We start from the raw sequence: 16,743 nt of genomic DNA on the forward strand, positions 1-16,743 counted from the left end.
TCAATGTCACGGGATTGGAACAATATTTGGATAAATACCTGCCGCCCAATCGACAATATGCGTTGCATAGCTCGCGTACGAAGAAGATCCGTGACCACCTATTAGCATTCCGAACCACTCGTCTGGGAGACCTGGACGAAGCACTGCTGCTCCAGAATCGCCTGGTTGGCTCAAGCGCGTTTGGAAGTAAACTGGTTCACGATATCCAATCTCAAAAATATCTCCGCAACAATACATTGTCTTGGTTTTGAATAAGTCAATCTGCTTCCAAATTGTAGCTGAGAGCACCTGTGCTTGCCTCTGGCGCCCTCGTCCTCTGAACTCAACTAGATCTCCTTGGGTAATGGCGGAGATTGGATGAATCCTTCGCGGTTCTCCCGTCTCAATCGATGTGTGCGGATCAACCCTGATCAAGGCAGCATCAACGCCATTTGCCGCAGGCTCAGCAAAGCGATTACACGGTCCTGTTCCGGTTGGAAAAATGACAGAATCCACTCTTCCCAGCTTGACCGCTTGGCGCCGCGCATTGCCCGTTATCGCGATCCCTTTCTTCCGTCCGACGTGACCACACGTCAGCGCGTATGTAGTTTCTGCAAGTGTGTCGCGGAAGAATCCGCAGACAGTACCCTCTAATCTTGCGGCGCCTGCCTTGATAGAATCACCGCAGACGTATTGCGCTTCAATAGGACCCGCCACTCGATATTTGATGCGAAAACCTTCATATTGTGTGGGTCCGTCTGAAAATAGTGGATTTTTGGGATCTGCGACGTCCACTAAGATGGTGACGGCTTTTCTCTTATTACCTTCATTATTATTCAGCCAACCTGCGAGCGTGTGGAATCCTTGGCTTCGTTGTTCTATCGCGGTGCGGTTTCCGTACCACATTTCTTGAATTATACTTGATACCTGAGCGCTAGCGGGCCGACCCTGATAGGAATTCTTCGTTGCTTCGTCGTGCCCATCGCGAATGCCGTAGAACACAGCTTTCATGAAGCCATCATCAAAGCGGAGTTGGATCCCGTTTGCTCCTTTCTCATTGAGTCCAAATGGATCCTCACGAAAGAACTCAAATAGCTCACCAGAGAACGCAAGGGATCGGAGAAAATCGAGAGACATTGCGAAATCCTCTAAGATACAGCTTTGACTGCTGTCTGAAAAACGGATTGCCAGCCTAAACCGGACACGAACAACGCGCATAGCTGCACGGAAATCGGACGATCTGGATCGAAGGCATTGCGGTACACCGCAGGAAGCAAGACCAGTGCGATTAGCAGGGCGAAAATGGATCGGCCACCCGCCGTCTGCAGACTGAAATTAAAAGCGCCTGCCGCGATGTAATTCCGCAAGAATGGATCGGTCAGCACACCAAGCGCGAGCGCTAGGTATTGTGGCACTACCGGTGCGTATTCGTGTTTATCACTGCTATGGCCAACTGGAACGTTGGAACGTCGTTCGGACTGCAAGTCAAAGTAAGCGATTACACTATTTATATTTATCATTTTCCACCCCCTGTAGATTGATAGAGACAATCATAAGTTGCGGGGTGGCGAAATCAACTGTCCTCCTGGAAGGTTACGAAAAAAGGGGGGACGGCGGTTGCCGCACCCCCTAGCATCCTTGTTCGACGAGAAATCCAGAGCCCTTTAGAAGCCCATGCCGCCCATTCCACCCATGCCGCCGCCACCGCCGGGCATCGGGGCTGCCGGCTCCCTCGGTAGTTCGGCGACCATGGCTTCGGTGGTCACCAGCAGGCCGGCCACGGAGGAAGCGTCCTGCAGCGCGGTACGAACCACCTTGGCCGGGTCGATGATTCCCTTGTCGACCATGTCGACATATTCCTCGGTCTGGGCGTCGAAGCCGAAGGTCTCGGACTTGTTCTCGAGGATCTTGCCGACCACGATCGAGCCTTCGACACCGGCGTTTTCCGAGATCTGGCGAACCGGAGCTTCCAGCGCCTTCAGCACGATATTGATGCCGGCCTGGACGTCGGAATTGTCGTTGTTGATGCGGCCGACGGCCTTCTTGGCGCGCAGCAGCGCCACGCCGCCGCCCGGCACGATGCCTTCCTGAACGGCCGCTCGGGTCGCGTTGAGGGCGTCCTCGACGCGGTCCTTCTTTTCCTTGACCTCGACCTCGGTCGCGCCGCCGACGCGGATCACCGCGACGCCGCCGGCGAGCTTGGCCAACCGCTCCTGCAGCTTCTCGCGGTCGTAGTCCGAGGTGGTTTCCTCGATCTGCGCCTTGATCTGCGTGACGCGGGCTTCGATGTCCTTCTTCTTGCCGGCGCCCTTGACGATCGTGGTGTTCTCCTTGTCGATCACCACCTTGCCGGCGCGGCCGAGCATGTTGATGGTGACGCTTTCGAGCTTCATGCCGAGTTCATCCGAGATCAGCTGACCGCCGGTCAGGATCGCGATGTCTTCCAGCATGGCCTTGCGGCGGTCGCCGAAGCCCGGCGCCTTGACGGCGGCGACCTTCAGGCCGCCGCGCAGGCGGTTGACCACCAGCGTCGCCAGCGCCTCGCCTTCGACGTCCTCGGCGATGATCAAAAGCGGACGGCCGGACTGTACCACGGCTTCCAGCACCGGCAGCATCGACTGCAGGCCGGAGAGCTTCTTCTCGTGCAAGAGTACGTAGACGTCTTCCAGTTCGGCTGTCATCTTTTCGGCGTTGGTGATGAAGTAGGGCGACAGGTAGCCGCGGTCGAACTTCATGCCCTCGACGATGTCGACCTCGGTATCGAGCGACTTGTTTTCCTCGACCGTGATCACGCCTTCATTGCCGACCTTCTGCATCGCCTGCGCGATCATCTTGCCGATGGCGGTGTCGCCGTTGGCCGAGATGGTGCCGACCTGCGCGACCTCGGAGGAAGCGGCGACCGGCTTGGCGCGCTTCTCGAGATCCTTGACGACGGCATGCACCGCGATGTCGATGCCGCGCTTGAGGTCCATCGGGTTCATGCCGGCGGCAACCGACTTGGCGCCTTCGCGCACGATCGCCTGCGCCAGCACGGTGGCGGTGGTGGTGCCGTCACCGGCGGTGTCGTTGGTCTTGGAGGCGACCTCGCGCAACATCTGCGCGCCCATGTTCTCGAACTTGTCCTCGAGTTCGATTTCCTTGGCGACGGTGACGCCGTCCTTGGTGATGCGGGGTGCGCCAAAACTCTTTTCGATCACGACGTTGCGACCCTTCGGACCGAGCGTCACCTTCACCGCGTTGGCGAGAACGTCGACGCCGCGCAGCATGCGGTCGCGGGCGTCGCCGGAAAATTTAACGTCTTTGGCAGCCATTTGTGTTGCTCCTGATTGATTGAATACGGTTGCGTGCCGCTTGTCGTCGCCGGGTCTTTCCCCCTCTCCCCTTGTGGGAGAGGGTGGACGCGATGCGAAGCATCGCGGACGGGTGAGGGGGTCTGTCTCCGCGGATAGAGACCCCTCATCCGGCGCGCTTTGCGCGCCACCTTCTCCCACCCCAACTCGGGTTTACCCGAGTTGGGCATCTTAAATTTCGAAGTCGGATAAATCCGACTTCGATGGGAGAAGGGAAGAAGAGAGTGCGCCGGCGAGCAGTGCTCGACGGCTATTGGTTTGCCTTACGCCAGCACGCCCATGATGTCGCTCTCCTTCATGATCAGGAGTTCCTCGCCGTCGAGCTTGACCTCGGTGCCTGACCATTTGCCGAACAGCACGCGGTCGCCGACCTTGAGGTCGATCGGAATCAGCTTGCCGGCCTCGTCGCGGCCGCCCGGACCCACGGCGGTGATTTCGCCCTGCGACGGCTTTTCCTTGGCGCTGTCGGGAATGATGATGCCGCCCTTGGTCTTCTCTTCGGCATCGATGCGCTTGACCACGACGCGGTCATGCAGCGGACGGAATTTGGATTTGGCCATGACGTCTCCTCTTGAAGTTCCTTTGGAAGGCGTGGTTTCAGGTCTGTGCCATCGAAAATGGCTTGGAATACCGTCGATTCGACGCCGCCCCGGGCGGGACAGCACGACCCTTAGCAATCTTTGTATTTGAGTGCTAAACGTGGGGCCGGGGAATATGGCTTGGCACTGTTCCTGTCAAGCAAACAAGGGGGTTAAGGCCTTGGTGAGGCCAATATAGGATGGTGCTTCGGAAACCAAATCGGTGCAGCGGCGTAATTTTAACGGACGTCATTGCTCCGGCAGGCTTTTTGCGGTTGGCTGCTTGACGGGAGCGGCCAAGGAATTGCTCGGGGGAATGCGATGATCAGCTCACGTAATGCGCGTACGGTTGCCAATCTGGCGATCGCGTCGGCGCTGACGATCTTGCTGGGGGCGTGCAGCAGCACGCTGCCGTCGTTGTCATCCAATCCGGCACCGGACGCCGAGCCCGGCGTCGCCCCGGAAATGCCGGCCACCATCCGCTCCGACGAGATCGTCGGCCGCTGGGGCCTCGCCTCGTTCCAAAATCCCAACGACCGCGCCCGGACCGAAGCCGCGGCGCGCGGGCAGTGCAAGCAGCCCTATGTGATCAGCGCCGGCCAGAGCGGCGGCGTCGTCATGCATCTGGCCGACCAGGCCACCCCGCAGGAGCTGCGCCTCAAGGGTAGCCCGAGCGGCAAGAACTATATCGGCCCGGCGGGCCCGACGCCCGGCGAGCAGGACCGCGAGATCGTCTCGTTCGACGGCCGCGTGCTGATCACCCGCTTCATCGACAAGGATGCCGCGGTCCGTTACGGCAACATGGTCTACGTGCGCTGCGCGCCGCGGGCGTGAGCTGCTGCTTTTCGATGCCGTCATTCCGGGATGGTGCGTTAGCACCAGACCCGGAATCTCGAGATTCCAGGTTCGCCGCTTCGCGTCGCCCCGGAATGACGGTGCGAAAATAAAAACGCCGGCGTCTAGCCGGCGTTTCTATTTAGTCTGCGTTAACCAGTCCGATCAATCGAACAACGCGTCGATGTCGTTCTGCGAGGCGTGACCGTCGTCGCCGTCCAGCTTCGGGCCGTTCAGCAGCTTGGCGTCTCCTTCGCGGGTATCGACGATCGGGGGGGCATGCGCCTTGATGGCGTCGACGCCACCCCAGATTTCCATCATCTCGATGATGTGCTTTTCGATGAATTTCATCGTCGTCATCACTTTGCTGATGCGCTGGCCCGTCAAGTCCTGGAAATTGCAGGCCTCGAAGATCGCGACGACGCGTTCCTGGATTTCTTCGCTGAGCAGCTTTTGCTGATCGGGCGAGATGTTCTTGGACAATGCGGTGGCGGCCTGGTCGATCGCCTCGACGGCTTCGAGAATCTGCTGGGTGGCCTGTTCGGTGCCGCCGACGACGGCGCCGAGTTCGCCATTGACCTTGGCCATTTCCTGGCCGTCAAAGCTCTTGCCGTGCAGGGTTGCGATTTCCCGCTTGGTGCGGTTGATGGCATCGTGAATCAGGTCAAGCTCGACCTTGAGCTTCGCGCACTGCTCGATCTGGGCGCGATAGGTTTCCAGCAGCGCGTGCGACTGGGCAATCTCGCGCGTGATCTCCGACTGCTCGGTCGAAGCGGCGGGGGTGTGGCCGAAGCCGGCCATCTGTGCGCGGATCGCGCGCAACTCGGCCATGATCTCACGATGCAGCGGGCCGATCTCGCCGCCTTCGACGGCAGGCATGACAATTGGCGCGTCGCCCAGAAGGGCTTGTTCGATACGAAAACGTTTGCGATTGACCGACATGAGTTTTTCCCACCCCTTCACTTCCGGTGTGTTTTAAACCGATGCGATTTAACGTGAGGTTCACGCCGGAACACGTCGTGGTGGCGGTTTGCCCGCGGCCGCATACCAACGATTAACCATGAGGGGACTGCGTTCACGCAAAATAAACGCTACCGGACAAATCCACGCGTGATTGCCGAAATGGTGAATCGAAACGCCGCTTCTGTTTACCAAACCGATTAGGTTTTGATTTGTATTGATCGCGTGCAGCGGCGTTTGTCGAACTGCTGCCGCGACCCCGCAATGACGAACAGTACAGAGTACGTCGATGTCCGGAAAAATCTCCCTTGCGCTCCTTGCGAGCGTGTCTTGCCTTTGCTTCGCCAGTGAGGCTTCAGCGATCGACGCCTCGCCAATTGCCGAACCCTCCGTGATCTACGCCCGTGAGCCCACGCAGCCGGCGCCGGTGCGCATGGCTTCTTCCGAACGCTCCAACATGGGCGGCGGCTTCATCGAATTCCTGTTCGGCGATGCGCCGCAGGGCGGGCGTTATCAGCGAGAGCCGGCCTATCAGCCGCAGCCGGATTACGGCTATGGCGGGCGGCGCTCGCTGCTGCCACCGATGGATCCGCAGCAGTCGATGCGCCGGGAGGAAGAGGCGGTCGACCCCGCGCAGCGGCTGATGGATCCGAAATACGAAAAGCATGTGGTCGAGTATTACGGCAAGGAAAGCCCTGGCACCATCGTGATCGATACTCCGAACAAGTTCCTGTTCCTGGTGCAGGGCGACGGCAAGGCGCTGCGTTACGGCGTCGGCGTCGGCCGGCCCGGCTTCACCTGGTCAGGCGTCAAGACCGTTTCCGCGAAGAAGGAATGGCCGGCGTGGACGCCGCCGCCGGAAATGCTGGCGCGCCGTCCCGACCTGCCGCGGCACATGGAGGGCGGCCCGGACAATCCGCTCGGCGCGCGGGCGATGTATCTGGGTTCGTCGCTCTATCGCATCCACGGCTCCAACGAGCCCTGGACCATCGGCACCAACGTGTCGTCCGGCTGCATCCGGATGCGCAATGAAGACGTCATCGATCTCTACGGCCGCGTCGGCGTCGGCGCCAGGGTTGTGGTGATCTGAGGCCTTCTTGTAGCCCGGATGAGCGAAGCGATATCCGGGAGAGGTCGTGCCGCGGCAAGATAGTCCCCGGATGTCGCTTCGCTCATCCGGGCTACAAAACAAAAACGGCCGCCTGATGGGGCGGCCGTTCTTGTTTCAAATCCGACCTCGCTCAGGCGTAATCGCCGTCGCTATCGCCATCATCGACGTCGAAGCCGTCGGAATCGTGATCCTGGTCATCATCGTCATTCGAGGCCTGATCAAAGAATCCCTGCCGCGAACCGGAATCATTATCGTTGTTGTCGGCGCGCCGGCTTGACGAGCCGACGTCGTTGATCCCGGCGTCGCGCGCGAGATCGCCGCCGGACTGGTCGCCCCACGGCCTGCGGTCTTCGACGCCGCCGCTGCGGCCCGCCGTGTCACCGAACGACTGGTGGCTGCCGCCGCCGCCCATCATCGAGCGGATGCTGCTGGCCAGCAGCGATCCGCCGACCACGCCGGCTGCGGCTGCCGCCGCCGTTCCGAGGAACGAGCCGCCACCGCCGCCGAACGCCGGCTGCTGCGCGCCATAGGGTTGCTGTGCGCCATAGGGCTGGGCGTAGGCCGGCTGATTATATTGTCCGGGCGTTTGGCTCTGCTGCAGCACCTGACCGGTGTTCCAGGCCGGCCGGCTGCCGCCCGAATTGCCGCCCATGTCGGGCGGGCGAACGTTGGGCACCGAACCATGTGACGAACCTTGCGGCTGGTTCTGCCCGAAGATCGCATCGCGCATCGAATCGAGAAAGCCGCCGGATTGATTTTGCGGACCCGCCGCCGCCTCCAGTTCCTGGATGCGCATGTCGGCGCGCTTCAACGCTTCGTCCTGCACCAGCGCCGTTTGCACCAGTGCATAGACCGCATTGGGCGCGTTGCGCAGGCCCTGCATGATCGCGGACATCGCCTCCGCATCGCGCGGGGCATTCTCCAGCTTGGTGAGCCGGTTGAAAAGATCGTCAATCAGTTGGCGTTCTTGCGGTGTCATTGCCCTCTCCCTCGCGTCGGATCGTCGTCGACGCGCGGGTCAGATGTAGGGCGGGCTTTGTGTCGCAAGTAGTGGGTGGCCGAATTAAATTTTGGTATGCGACAAAACGCCGGGATTTCCCTGACCTTATCAACCCAATGTAACTTTATTCGCCGCCAGCAATGCCGGGAATCGATCGCTTGCGAGATACGCATGTTCCGCCTCGCGCTGGGTGGTGAAGGGGTCGAGGCTTTCGAGGGTTTCGTCGACGAATCCAGGGTGGCACATCACCAGCCCGCCGTCCGGCATCCCTTCGAGGAACTCACCCATCAGCCCGCCAAAATCGGGCGCTTTCGAAAAATCATAGGCGCCGGCAAAGGCGGGATTGAACGGGATGCCGGCACCGGCGGCGCGCTTGCGGAATTGCGCGCTGAGAACGTCGAGCACCAGCGCCTTGGGCGCACCGAGCAGCCCGGCCAGCGGCTTGGGGCGTCCACCCTGGCGGACCCAGGCGGTAGGGGCAGCTTCTTTCACCGCGCGCAGAAAAGCGTCGCGCACCTGCGGAAACAATTGCGCATGCTGGTGGCCGTCGACGAAATCGGGCGCCCGGCCGAACAGCTCCTTGAAGGCGGCAAGCTGGGCTGCGAGCTCATCCTCGATCAGGCCGGGATCGAGCCGCCGCAACAGCCCCGATCGCAGCATGGCCGGAAACGGCAGGAACAGGCCGCCATTGAGCGGACGGAAGTGCATCGTCAGCGGACGAAACGGCGCGGTCAGCGTTGCGTGCAGGCCGATCGCACAACGCGGGCTGTTCGCCGCGACATCCTGCAACGCGGCGACCTCGGCGCGCCCGATCGCTGAGCCTACCACCATGACAGAGCTGGCGTTGAGACGGCCACAGGAGATCAGATCGCGAATGGCGCGGTTGACGCCATCGGCCAGCCCGTAGTCGTCGGCGCACAGCCAGATCCGGCGCAGCGCAACGTCATTCATTCCGCGGCGGTCCGCTCGGTGGCGCTCGCCGTCGTCTCGCCATCGGCGCGTTTTTCGGAATGCTCGGCGACGAAGTAGATTGGACGCGCCTTCAACTCGGAGAGGATCTTGCCGATATATTCGCCGACGATGCCGATCATGATGAGCTGCACGCCGCCGATCGTCATCAACCCGATCATCAGCGAGGGATAGCCGGGGACCTGCTTGCCGGTGGTCCAGACCTCCCAGAGAATGGTCAGGCCGAACAGGAAAGCGCTGATCGCCAGCAGCACGCCGAGCAGGCTGGCAAAGCGCAGCGGCGCCACCGAGAACGACGTCAGTCCCTCGATCGACAGGCCGATCAGCCGGCCCGGGCTGAACGTCGTGACGCCGTGCGCGCGCGGCGCCGGCTCGTAAGCGACGCGAATCTGGCGGAAACCGATCCAGTTCGACAGGCCCTTGAAGAAGCGGTTGCGCTCGGGAAGCTGCCGCAGCGCCTTGGCCGCGCGCGGCGACAGCAGGCGGAAATCGCCGGCGTCCTCGGGGATCTTCTGCCGCGCGCCCCAGTTGATCAGCGCGTAGAAGCCGTGCACCGCCTTGCGGCGCAGGAACGATTCATTGTCGCGATGCGCCTTCGCGGTATAGACGACGTCGTAGCCGTCATCGATCCAGTGCGAGACCAGCTTTTCGACCAGATCAGGCGGATGCTGGCCGTCGCCGTCCATGAACAGGATCGCGCCGCGGCGGGCATGGTCCAGCCCCGCCATCAGCGCGGCCTCCTTGCCGAAATTGCGCGACAGCGACACCACCTGGATGTCGAGCGCATCGGCGTTAAGCGTGTGCGCGATCGCCAGCGTATTGTCGGCGCTGCCGTCGTCGACATAGACCACTTCGCTGGCAAGGCCGTAACGTGCCTTCAGCGTGCGGGCGAGGCCGACCAGCCGTTCGTGCAGCAAAGCGAGCCCTGCCGCCTCGTTGTACAGCGGCACGACAATCGACAGGCCTTGCGCCGCGGCACCGGCTGCGGTCGTCGACAGGCGGGAAACGTCAGAGCCGAGCGTCATCGATCAGGTCCCAGATCATCCAACCGTATATGCTACTTGCTGCCACCTGTCGCAACGATGAACGAAACGGCAGCCTTATTGCCGCAAGAACGCCTCGAGCCTGGCAAATAACGGGTTTTCGCGGTCGAGCACATAGTCGAGCGAGGCGATCGAAACCGTGTCGGCGCCGTGTTCGCGCAGAAAACTGCCGAGCGCGTAAAGCTGCATCGGCGGGCAGTGCAGGGTGAGCATGCCCGACGAGGTCGGCCCGCCGAACGGCGTCACCACGCCAAACCGGTTATGCGCCTCCGCCAGCAGCGCATCGTTGCAGCCGGCGAAACGAGTTCGCACCTCGCGGAATTTGCTGGCGCGGGCGCGTGCCGCGATGTGGTCGAGGATGACGCGCGCGGTCTCGCGGGCGTCAGACGACCAGTCGGCGTCCCTTGAGGCGACGAGGTTGGCCTGGCTGCGCAGGATCACGCCGTCGTCCAGCACCTTGAGGCCATTGGCGGCCAGCGTCGCGCCCGTCGTGGTGATGTCGACGATCATCTCGGCGGTGCCGACGGCCGGCGCGCCCTCGGTGGCGCCGGCGCTTTCGACGATGCGGTAGTCGACCACGCCGTGGGAGGCAAAGAAGTTGCGCGTCAAATTGATGTATTTGGTCGCGACCCGCATCCGCCGGTTATGCTGGGCGCGGAAGCCGGTGGTAACGTCGTCGAGGTCGGCCATGGTGCGGACGTCGATCCAGGCCTGCGGCACCGCGACCACGACATTGGCGCTGCCGAAGCCGAGATTGTCGATCAGCAGCACGCGCTTGTCGGCGTCCGCGATGCTTTCGCGCAGCAGGTCCTCGCCGGTGACGCCGAGATGCACCATGCCGCGCGCGAGCTGGGAAGCGATCTCGCTCGCCGAGAGATAGGCGATCTCGACATTGTCGAGGCCGGAAATCGTGCCGCGATAGTCGCGCGCGCCGCGCGGTTTCGCCAGCGAGAGCCCGGCGCGCGTGAAAAACGCTTCGGCGTTTTCCTGCAGGCGGCCCTTGGAAGGAACGGCGAGAACGAAGGGGGCGGTCATGCGGCGCTCCCTTGCGAGACGGGTTTTCCGAGTTGCGTCAGCGCCTCGATCCACACCGAGAATCCGACCGCAGGGATCGGCGTCGGTGAACCGAGCTGCGTCATCAAGCCATCATAGCGCCCGCCCGCCACCAGCGGTTCGACGCCGTTGCCCTTTCCATTGACAGTTCCCTTTGCATGCAGCTCGAATTCGAACCCGGTGTAATAATCGAGCCCGCGGCCGAACGAGGTGGAAAACCGCGTCAGCTTCGTGTCGATGCCGCGCGCGGCCATGAAGCCGACGCGGCTTTCGAGCTGATCGATGGCGGCTGAAAGATCGAGCTTGGCCTCAGTGGCGAGCGCGCGCAGTTGCGCCACCGATTCATCCGGATCGCCCGCGATCGCGAGGAAGCGCTTGATGATGTTGAGCGCGTCGCGCGGCAGCGCGCCGCCCTTCAGCGTCGATTGTTCGAGGAAGCGGTCGGCGATTTCGGCCACCGTCCGTCCGCCGACATTGGTGGTGCCGGCGATCGACATCAAATCGGTGACCAGCGCCAGCGCCGCCTTGCGGTCGGAGCCGGCAAGCGCCGCCAGCACGCCCTCATATTCGTTGCGGCCTGGCGCGGTGGCGAGCGTCAGCCGCTCGATATCGTCGGTGAGACTGAGCTTGCGGTTAAAATCCTTGATCAGCCGCCGCCGCCACACCGGATAGAGGTTGAGCGCGTCGATCAGCGCATTGAACAAAGCGACGTCGCCGGTGCGGATTTCGACGTCCTTCAATCCGAAGGCGGTGGTCGCTTCCAGCGCCAGCGCCAGCATTTCGGCATCGGCCGCGGCGCGGTCCTGCCGGCCGAAGGATTCGATCCCGGCCTGCAGGAATTCGCTCGGCTGGCCGCCGCGATAGCGAAATACCGGCCCGAGATAGCTGAAGCCCGCGGGCTGTCCGGCGCGATCAGAGGCGAGATAGTCGCGCGCCACCGGAATCGTGAGGTCGGGACGCAGGCAGAGCTCTTCGCCTGACGCGTCGGTGGTCAGGTACAGGCTCTTGCGAATGTCCTCGCCGGAGAGGTCGAGGAACGGCTCCGCCGGCTGCAGGATGCCCGGGTGGGCTTGGACGTAGCCGCCTTGTGCAAACGACAATAGGAGCGCATCCGCCCAGGCGGCGGATCCGGCAGCACCTCGGGTGGCGGCAGTCGCGGTCATTTCAGGTTCCAAATATCCGGAAAAACCGGGTTCTGGGGTTCGTTTCGGGTTCCCCCGGGGGGTTCCAGGGGCTTGTTGGCGCAGGCCTTAGCATGGCCGGGGCGGGGTTTCGACAGGGATTGGCCAACTGAATTAATGGCCGGTGCTTTATTGCGCCGTCTTGGCCGATCAGCCCTTAAGTGGCCCCTGCCAGTCCCCCAGCGCCGCCTGTACCAGCGCCAGCGCGGCGACGCCGGCGGTATCCGCGCGCAGGATGCGGGGGCCCAAGGACAGCCGCAGCGTCTTCGGCTGCCGCAGCAGCAGCGCGCGTTCTTCCTCGGCAAATCCGCCCTCGGGGCCGATCAGGACGTCGATCCCGTCGGCGGCCGTTAATCCCCGTTGCAGCGCTTCGATGGGATTGCCAATGTCGGCCGCTTCGTCGCAGAACACCAGCAGGCGGCTGGTCGCTCGCTTGTCGAGAAAGCGGTCGAGCGCAACAGGCTCGGCAACCTCGGCCAGGCTCAGGATGCCGCATTGCTCGGCGGCCTCGATGACATTGGCGCGCATCCGCTCAACGTTGACCCGCGAAACCTGCGTGTGGCGCGTCAACACCGGCTGCAGCACGGAGGCCCCCATCTCGACCGCCTTTTGCACCATGTAGTCGAGCCTTGCGTGCTTGAGCGGCGCAAAGACGTAGGCGATGTCGGGCAAGCGATCCTGCGGCCGCGTTTGCGCGACGATACTCAAGCCGTCGGGCCGCTTGCGGCCTTCGATCGCAGCTTGCCATTCGCCGTCGCGGCCGTTGAACACCAAAATGGTTTCACCGGCCGAAAGCCGCAGTACGTTGCCCAGATAATTGCTCTGGTTCCGCTCCAGCGCGATTCGTTCGCCCTCGCGCAAGGGAGCGTCGACGAACAGGCGGGGCGCGCGAAAATCGAATTCAGGCATGTGTGATGATCCAACCGGGCCTGCTTTTAGCCCAACGCATGAGAATCCGGAGGCTATTTTTGCCTGTTGGTGTCACTCGACGACGCGCTGATGCCTCATTCCACGGGCCATTCTGGGTTGCAAAATCGAAGATTACGCTTCACTTGGCAGATGATTCAGATTCTATGGTTCTCGCAGGAGAAACACCCTTGATAGTCCGCCGCCTGATTGTTGCATCGACCTTGGCCATGGCGATCGTCGGTGCCAGGCAGGTTTTTGCGCAAGCTGCGTTTCCCGCGCCGTTGCCAGGGCAGGCCGAAGCGCCCGCCAGCAACGTTTCGCCGGTCCCGCACGCGAACGGCGCGGCGCCATCGGCTTCCCCTGGTGCTTCCGCGGTGTTTCCGTCGGGCGGGCGAACCGATGCCTGTATGAATGGATTTGCTCCGTTGCGCGAGGAAGCGGAGAAACACGGCAAGTTGATCAAGGCCGCGAGCGACCGCAGGGCGCCGCCGGACGAGGCCTGCAAGCTGATCGGTAATTTCAGCCAGGCCGAAAAGATGATCAAATTTGTCGAGGTCAATGCCGCCAAATGCGGAATTCGGCCTGAGATCGCCGACCAGCTCAGGAACGGCCACAAGAACACCGAGAAGATGCAGAAGCAGGTCTGTGCCATCGCGCAGCAGAAAAGAGAACCAGCGGGACCGGTTGGCGACTTCTGGCCCGCATCCAGCAGAGAACCGGCCGGTCCGGTCGGCCACTTCTGGATCGTCCGTTGACCCCTGAGACGTGGTTGAAACGCGTCGCGGAAACCGGGTCGGACACCCCTAATGTTCCGTTTCCGGGCGCTTTTAGCCTAAAGCGCTAGAATCCGGAGCTGTTTTTAACTTTCGATGCGGCCGTGCGCCGCGCTGCTGCCCCAATCGACGGGTTGTTAAGCGACGGCAGGAATCGTAAAAAGCCGTTTCGCAAATCTGCTTCGTTCGGACACGTTGGGGCTTTGCCTGACCTTGCCGGAGAACCACCCTTGATGATCCGCCGCCTGATTGTGCCGTTGACCGCTGCCGTCGTGAGCCTTCATGCAGGCCACGTCTTTGCGCAGGGCGCGTTTCCAGCGCCGTTGCCCAACCAGAGCGCCGCGCCCGCGAATGCTTCGCCGTTTCCGCCGGTGAATGGCGCTGCGCCGTCGGCCTCGGTCGGCGCCCCGTCGCCGTTCCCGTCACAGGGGGCCGCTCCGGTTTCCAGCGGATTCAGTGGGCCGCCGCCACAGGCCAGCGGTGGGGCAGACGCCTGCATGAAAGGGTTCGTTCCCCTGCGCGAGGAAGCCGAGCGACGCGGCAAGATGATCAAGGCCGCGAGCGACCGCAAGGCGCCGCCGGACGAGGCCTGCAAGCTGATCAAAAATTTCGGCCAGGCCGAATTGAAGATGATCTCATATGTCCAGACCAATTCCGCCAAGTGTGGAATTCCGCCGCAGATCGCCGACCAGCTCAAGAACGGCCACAAGAACACCGAGAAGATGCAGACTCAGGTCTGTAACGTCGCGCAGCAGGCGGCAACGCGCGGGCCGGCCGGTCCCAGCCTGAGCGAAGTGCTTGGCTCCTCGGCGGCGCTGCCTGAAGCGCAGGCCGTCAAGAAGGGTGGCAGCACCTTCGATACGCTGAACGGCAACGTTCTCCAGCGATGACCCTGGCCCGATGAGCGGCGCGACCGCCCGCGTTGCTGATGCGACCGGCAACTGGGTCGATACGCGCGCGCCGTCGTGGTCGCGGCCTTACTTGCGGCTTTCCCGTTTCGACCGTCCGATCGGATCGTGGCTGTTGCTGATGCCGTGCTGGTGGTCGGCGGCGCTGGCCGCCGGCGTCGCGCGCGACGTCTCGCAATTGCCGCTCGTGATCGTGCTGTTCTTCATCGGCGCCTTTGTCATGCGCGGGGCGGGCTGCGCCTGGAACGACATCACCGACCGCGATCTCGACGCGCGCGTCGAGCGGACGCGGTCGCGGCCATTGCCTGCCGGGCAGATCAGCGTGGCGCAGGCGTTTGCCTTCCTGGTCCTGCAGGCGCTGATCGGCTTGGCGGTGCTGCTGCAGTTCAACCGTTTTGCGATCATGACCGGCGTCGCCTCGCTCGTCATCGTCGCGGTCTATCCCTTCATGAAGCGCATCACCTGGTGGCCGCAGGTCGTGCTGGGCCTCGCCTTCTCATGGGGCGCGCTGATGGGATTCGCCGTCACGCTCGGGCGGCTCGATCTCACTGCGCTCGCGCTCTATGCCGGCTCGATCGCCTGGGTGATCGGCTACGACACGATCTACGCCCACCAGGACACCGAGGACGATGCGCTGATCGGCATCAAGTCCACCGCACGCCTGTTCGGCGCGCGCACCCACCGGGCGCTCGCAGTGTTTTATTCACTCGCGGTGATGCTGATCGGCGCGGCGCTGGTGCTGGGCGGCGCACGCTGGCCGGCATGGATCGGGCTCGTGGCTTTTGCTGCACATCTGGTCTGGCAGATCCGGCGCTTGGACATCAGCGACCCCGCGCTGTGCTTGCGGATATTCAGGTCCAACCGCGATGCGGGGCTGTTGCTGTTCGCGGGATTGCTCGCAGACGCGGTGATGCGTTCGGTCTCGTAGGGTGGGCAAAGGCGCGTCAGCGATGTGCCCACCATCAAGCATTCCGCTCGTGAGGGTGGGCGCACGCTGCAGCTCTGCCTACGTCCGCTTTCGTCGGCACAGCGGACATGGCCGGACTTGCTGCCGGTTCGACCCGGTCGCGAATGACCCGTAGCAGAAGTGCATCCCATTCCGAATGTGCGCTGATTTGGACTGATGGTTACAAATTGTCGAAATGAATGGCGGGATGCAGCATGCCAAGCAACCCGACGATGCCGAAAATCATCAGTCCTAATACGATTTCGATAACGCTGTTGCGCTTAAGCTGACGCAGCGCTTTGAGCTGCGGCCCGCATCCCGATGGCAACGCAAGCCGGGGCGTCAACCAAAATCGATTCGCCGCAGCCATCATCAGCATGGCCGCGAACAGCGCGAGTTTCAACATTAGGAGACGGCCGTATTCGGTGACGATCAGCGCGTGTAAGGAACCGACCAAAATCCATGCGTTGACGATACCGGTCGCAACGATTGAGCCCACACTGATGAGGGCCAAAGTCGAAAAACGTTGCGTCGTTCTAAGCGCAACATGGGCCCACGAGTCAGCCTCGTACCGTCTCGCCACGGCCAGCAGAAATACTAGCGAAACAAGGCCTCCAATCCAGGTTGCGGCGAAGACGAGGTGCAATACGTCGGCCGTCAGATGAAGGAGTCCTGCTTCACCCGCGGTGGAACCAGCATGGCCTGTCCATGCTATGGCTGCGATCAGGCCGAGGGCCGATGCCACCGCAAGCCAACGTACCCACTGAAGCCGGTCATACGCCAAGCAAGCAGCCAGAATAATTGCGAGCACAAAGCGAATTTCCAAGACGAATCCGAATTGCGTTTCGTTCACCACGGCCGACATCACATCGGCTGTCATGGCATCACCGAGCGGGAGACCACTCATGGAGGCTGCTTGCAATAGAACCCAGATCACGCCGGATACTACGGCGATTGCGAGGGTTATCCATGCAATGCGTAGGGTTTGCAGCCGGACAATGGTGGCTTCTTCCGATGACCGGAAAATGGGCTGCGCCACCACCGTCCAGAATATGAGACTTCCGGCCAATATCGTGGCGGCGGCGAAATGCACTGCGCGAACGACGATCAGCGAATTATGCACGTCGTTCGCACCCAAATCCATTGGGG

17 protein-coding genes are annotated in these 16,743 nt (G+C 62.2%); 5 read left to right on the forward strand and 12 right to left on the reverse strand.

The annotated features are described in order from the left end of the window. Positions 1 to 6: 6 nt before the first annotated feature. The 4 genes from V1283_RS43955 to V1283_RS43970 all read right to left on the reverse strand — a co-directional run bounded on the left by V1283_RS43955 (position 7) and on the right by V1283_RS43970 (position 3,889). A complete protein-coding gene (locus V1283_RS43955) occupies positions 7 to 1,116 on the reverse strand; it encodes a hypothetical protein (protein ID WP_334392805.1) in 1,110 nt (369 codons plus the stop codon). 11 nt (positions 1,117 to 1,127) lie between these two features. Continuing rightward, the gene (locus tag V1283_RS43960) at positions 1,128 to 1,499 is read right to left on the reverse strand and encodes a hypothetical protein (RefSeq protein WP_334392807.1); all 372 of its coding nucleotides are present in this window, start codon (positions 1,497 to 1,499) and stop codon (positions 1,128 to 1,130) included. Positions 1,500 to 1,643: 144 nt separating this feature from the next. Then, positions 1,644 to 3,290, reverse strand: coding sequence for a chaperonin GroEL (groL, locus tag V1283_RS43965; RefSeq protein ID WP_334392808.1), 1,647 nt, complete (start codon positions 3,288 to 3,290; stop codon positions 1,644 to 1,646). 302 nt (positions 3,291 to 3,592) lie between these two features. Then, positions 3,593 to 3,889 (reverse strand): co-chaperone GroES, encoded by a 297-nt coding sequence (locus V1283_RS43970; protein ID WP_291852798.1) that lies wholly within the window; start codon positions 3,887 to 3,889, stop codon positions 3,593 to 3,595. 339 nt (positions 3,890 to 4,228) lie between these two features. On the opposite strand from V1283_RS43970, the gene V1283_RS43975 reads away from it, so the two are divergent. Then, a complete protein-coding gene (locus V1283_RS43975) occupies positions 4,229 to 4,741 on the forward strand; it encodes a hypothetical protein (RefSeq protein ID WP_334392809.1) in 513 nt (170 codons plus the stop codon). Between the two features lie 165 nt (positions 4,742 to 4,906). On the opposite strand, the gene V1283_RS43980 is transcribed toward V1283_RS43975, so the two are convergent. Beyond that, positions 4,907 to 5,683: a protein phosphatase CheZ gene (locus tag V1283_RS43980; RefSeq protein ID WP_334392810.1), complete on the reverse strand. Its 777-nt coding sequence runs from the start codon at positions 5,681 to 5,683 to the stop codon at positions 4,907 to 4,909. 307 nt (positions 5,684 to 5,990) lie between these two features. On the opposite strand from V1283_RS43980, the gene V1283_RS43985 reads away from it, so the two are divergent. Then, positions 5,991 to 6,791: a L,D-transpeptidase gene (locus tag V1283_RS43985; RefSeq protein ID WP_334392811.1), complete on the forward strand. Its 801-nt coding sequence runs from the start codon at positions 5,991 to 5,993 to the stop codon at positions 6,789 to 6,791. Between the two features lie 151 nt (positions 6,792 to 6,942). Here V1283_RS43985 and V1283_RS43990 read toward each other — a convergent pair whose 3' ends face one another. The 6 genes from V1283_RS43990 to V1283_RS44015 all read right to left on the reverse strand — a co-directional run bounded on the left by V1283_RS43990 (position 6,943) and on the right by V1283_RS44015 (position 12,967). After that, positions 6,943 to 7,791, reverse strand: a complete 849-nt coding sequence (locus V1283_RS43990) for a DUF2076 domain-containing protein (protein ID WP_334392812.1) — start codon at positions 7,789 to 7,791, stop codon at positions 6,943 to 6,945. A gap of 129 nt (positions 7,792 to 7,920) precedes the next feature. Continuing rightward, positions 7,921 to 8,763, reverse strand: coding sequence for a ChbG/HpnK family deacetylase (locus V1283_RS43995; RefSeq protein ID WP_334392813.1), 843 nt, complete (start codon positions 8,761 to 8,763; stop codon positions 7,921 to 7,923). Beyond that, on the reverse strand, positions 8,760 to 9,806 hold the full coding sequence (locus tag V1283_RS44000) for a glycosyltransferase family 2 protein (RefSeq protein ID WP_334392814.1): 1,047 nt from the start codon (positions 9,804 to 9,806) through the stop codon (positions 8,760 to 8,762). Before V1283_RS44000 ends, V1283_RS43995 begins: the two co-directional genes overlap by 4 nt. A gap of 75 nt (positions 9,807 to 9,881) precedes the next feature. Then, positions 9,882 to 10,859, reverse strand: coding sequence for an ATP phosphoribosyltransferase (hisG, locus tag V1283_RS44005; RefSeq protein ID WP_334392815.1), 978 nt, complete (start codon positions 10,857 to 10,859; stop codon positions 9,882 to 9,884). Further along, positions 10,856 to 12,040, reverse strand: coding sequence for an ATP phosphoribosyltransferase regulatory subunit (locus tag V1283_RS44010; RefSeq protein WP_334392816.1), 1,185 nt, complete (start codon positions 12,038 to 12,040; stop codon positions 10,856 to 10,858). Before V1283_RS44010 ends, hisG begins: the two co-directional genes overlap by 4 nt. 168 nt (positions 12,041 to 12,208) lie before the next feature. Beyond that, on the reverse strand, positions 12,209 to 12,967 hold the full coding sequence (locus V1283_RS44015) for a 16S rRNA (uracil(1498)-N(3))-methyltransferase (protein ID WP_334392817.1): 759 nt from the start codon (positions 12,965 to 12,967) through the stop codon (positions 12,209 to 12,211). 5 nt (positions 12,968 to 12,972) lie between these two features. On the opposite strand from V1283_RS44015, the gene V1283_RS44020 reads away from it, so the two are divergent. The 3 genes from V1283_RS44020 to ubiA all read left to right on the forward strand — a co-directional run bounded on the left by V1283_RS44020 (position 12,973) and on the right by ubiA (position 15,576). Next, positions 12,973 to 13,722, forward strand: a complete 750-nt coding sequence (locus V1283_RS44020) for a hypothetical protein (protein ID WP_334392818.1) — start codon at positions 12,973 to 12,975, stop codon at positions 13,720 to 13,722. A gap of 251 nt (positions 13,723 to 13,973) precedes the next feature. After that, positions 13,974 to 14,630, forward strand: a complete 657-nt coding sequence (locus V1283_RS44025; protein ID WP_334392820.1) for a hypothetical protein — start codon at positions 13,974 to 13,976, stop codon at positions 14,628 to 14,630. A gap of 10 nt (positions 14,631 to 14,640) precedes the next feature. Beyond that, positions 14,641 to 15,576, forward strand: a complete 936-nt coding sequence (ubiA, locus tag V1283_RS44030; protein WP_334392821.1) for a 4-hydroxybenzoate octaprenyltransferase — start codon at positions 14,641 to 14,643, stop codon at positions 15,574 to 15,576. A gap of 199 nt (positions 15,577 to 15,775) precedes the next feature. Here ubiA and copD read toward each other — a convergent pair whose 3' ends face one another. Further along, complete coding sequence (copD, locus tag V1283_RS44035) at positions 15,776 to 16,738, reverse strand: copper homeostasis membrane protein CopD (RefSeq protein WP_334392822.1); 963 nt, start codon at positions 16,736 to 16,738, stop codon at positions 15,776 to 15,778. Positions 16,739 to 16,743: the final 5 nt, after the last annotated feature.

It is taken from the genome of Bradyrhizobium sp. AZCC 2262 (assembly GCF_036924535.1).
Lineage (GTDB): Bacteria > Pseudomonadota > Alphaproteobacteria > Rhizobiales > Xanthobacteraceae > Bradyrhizobium.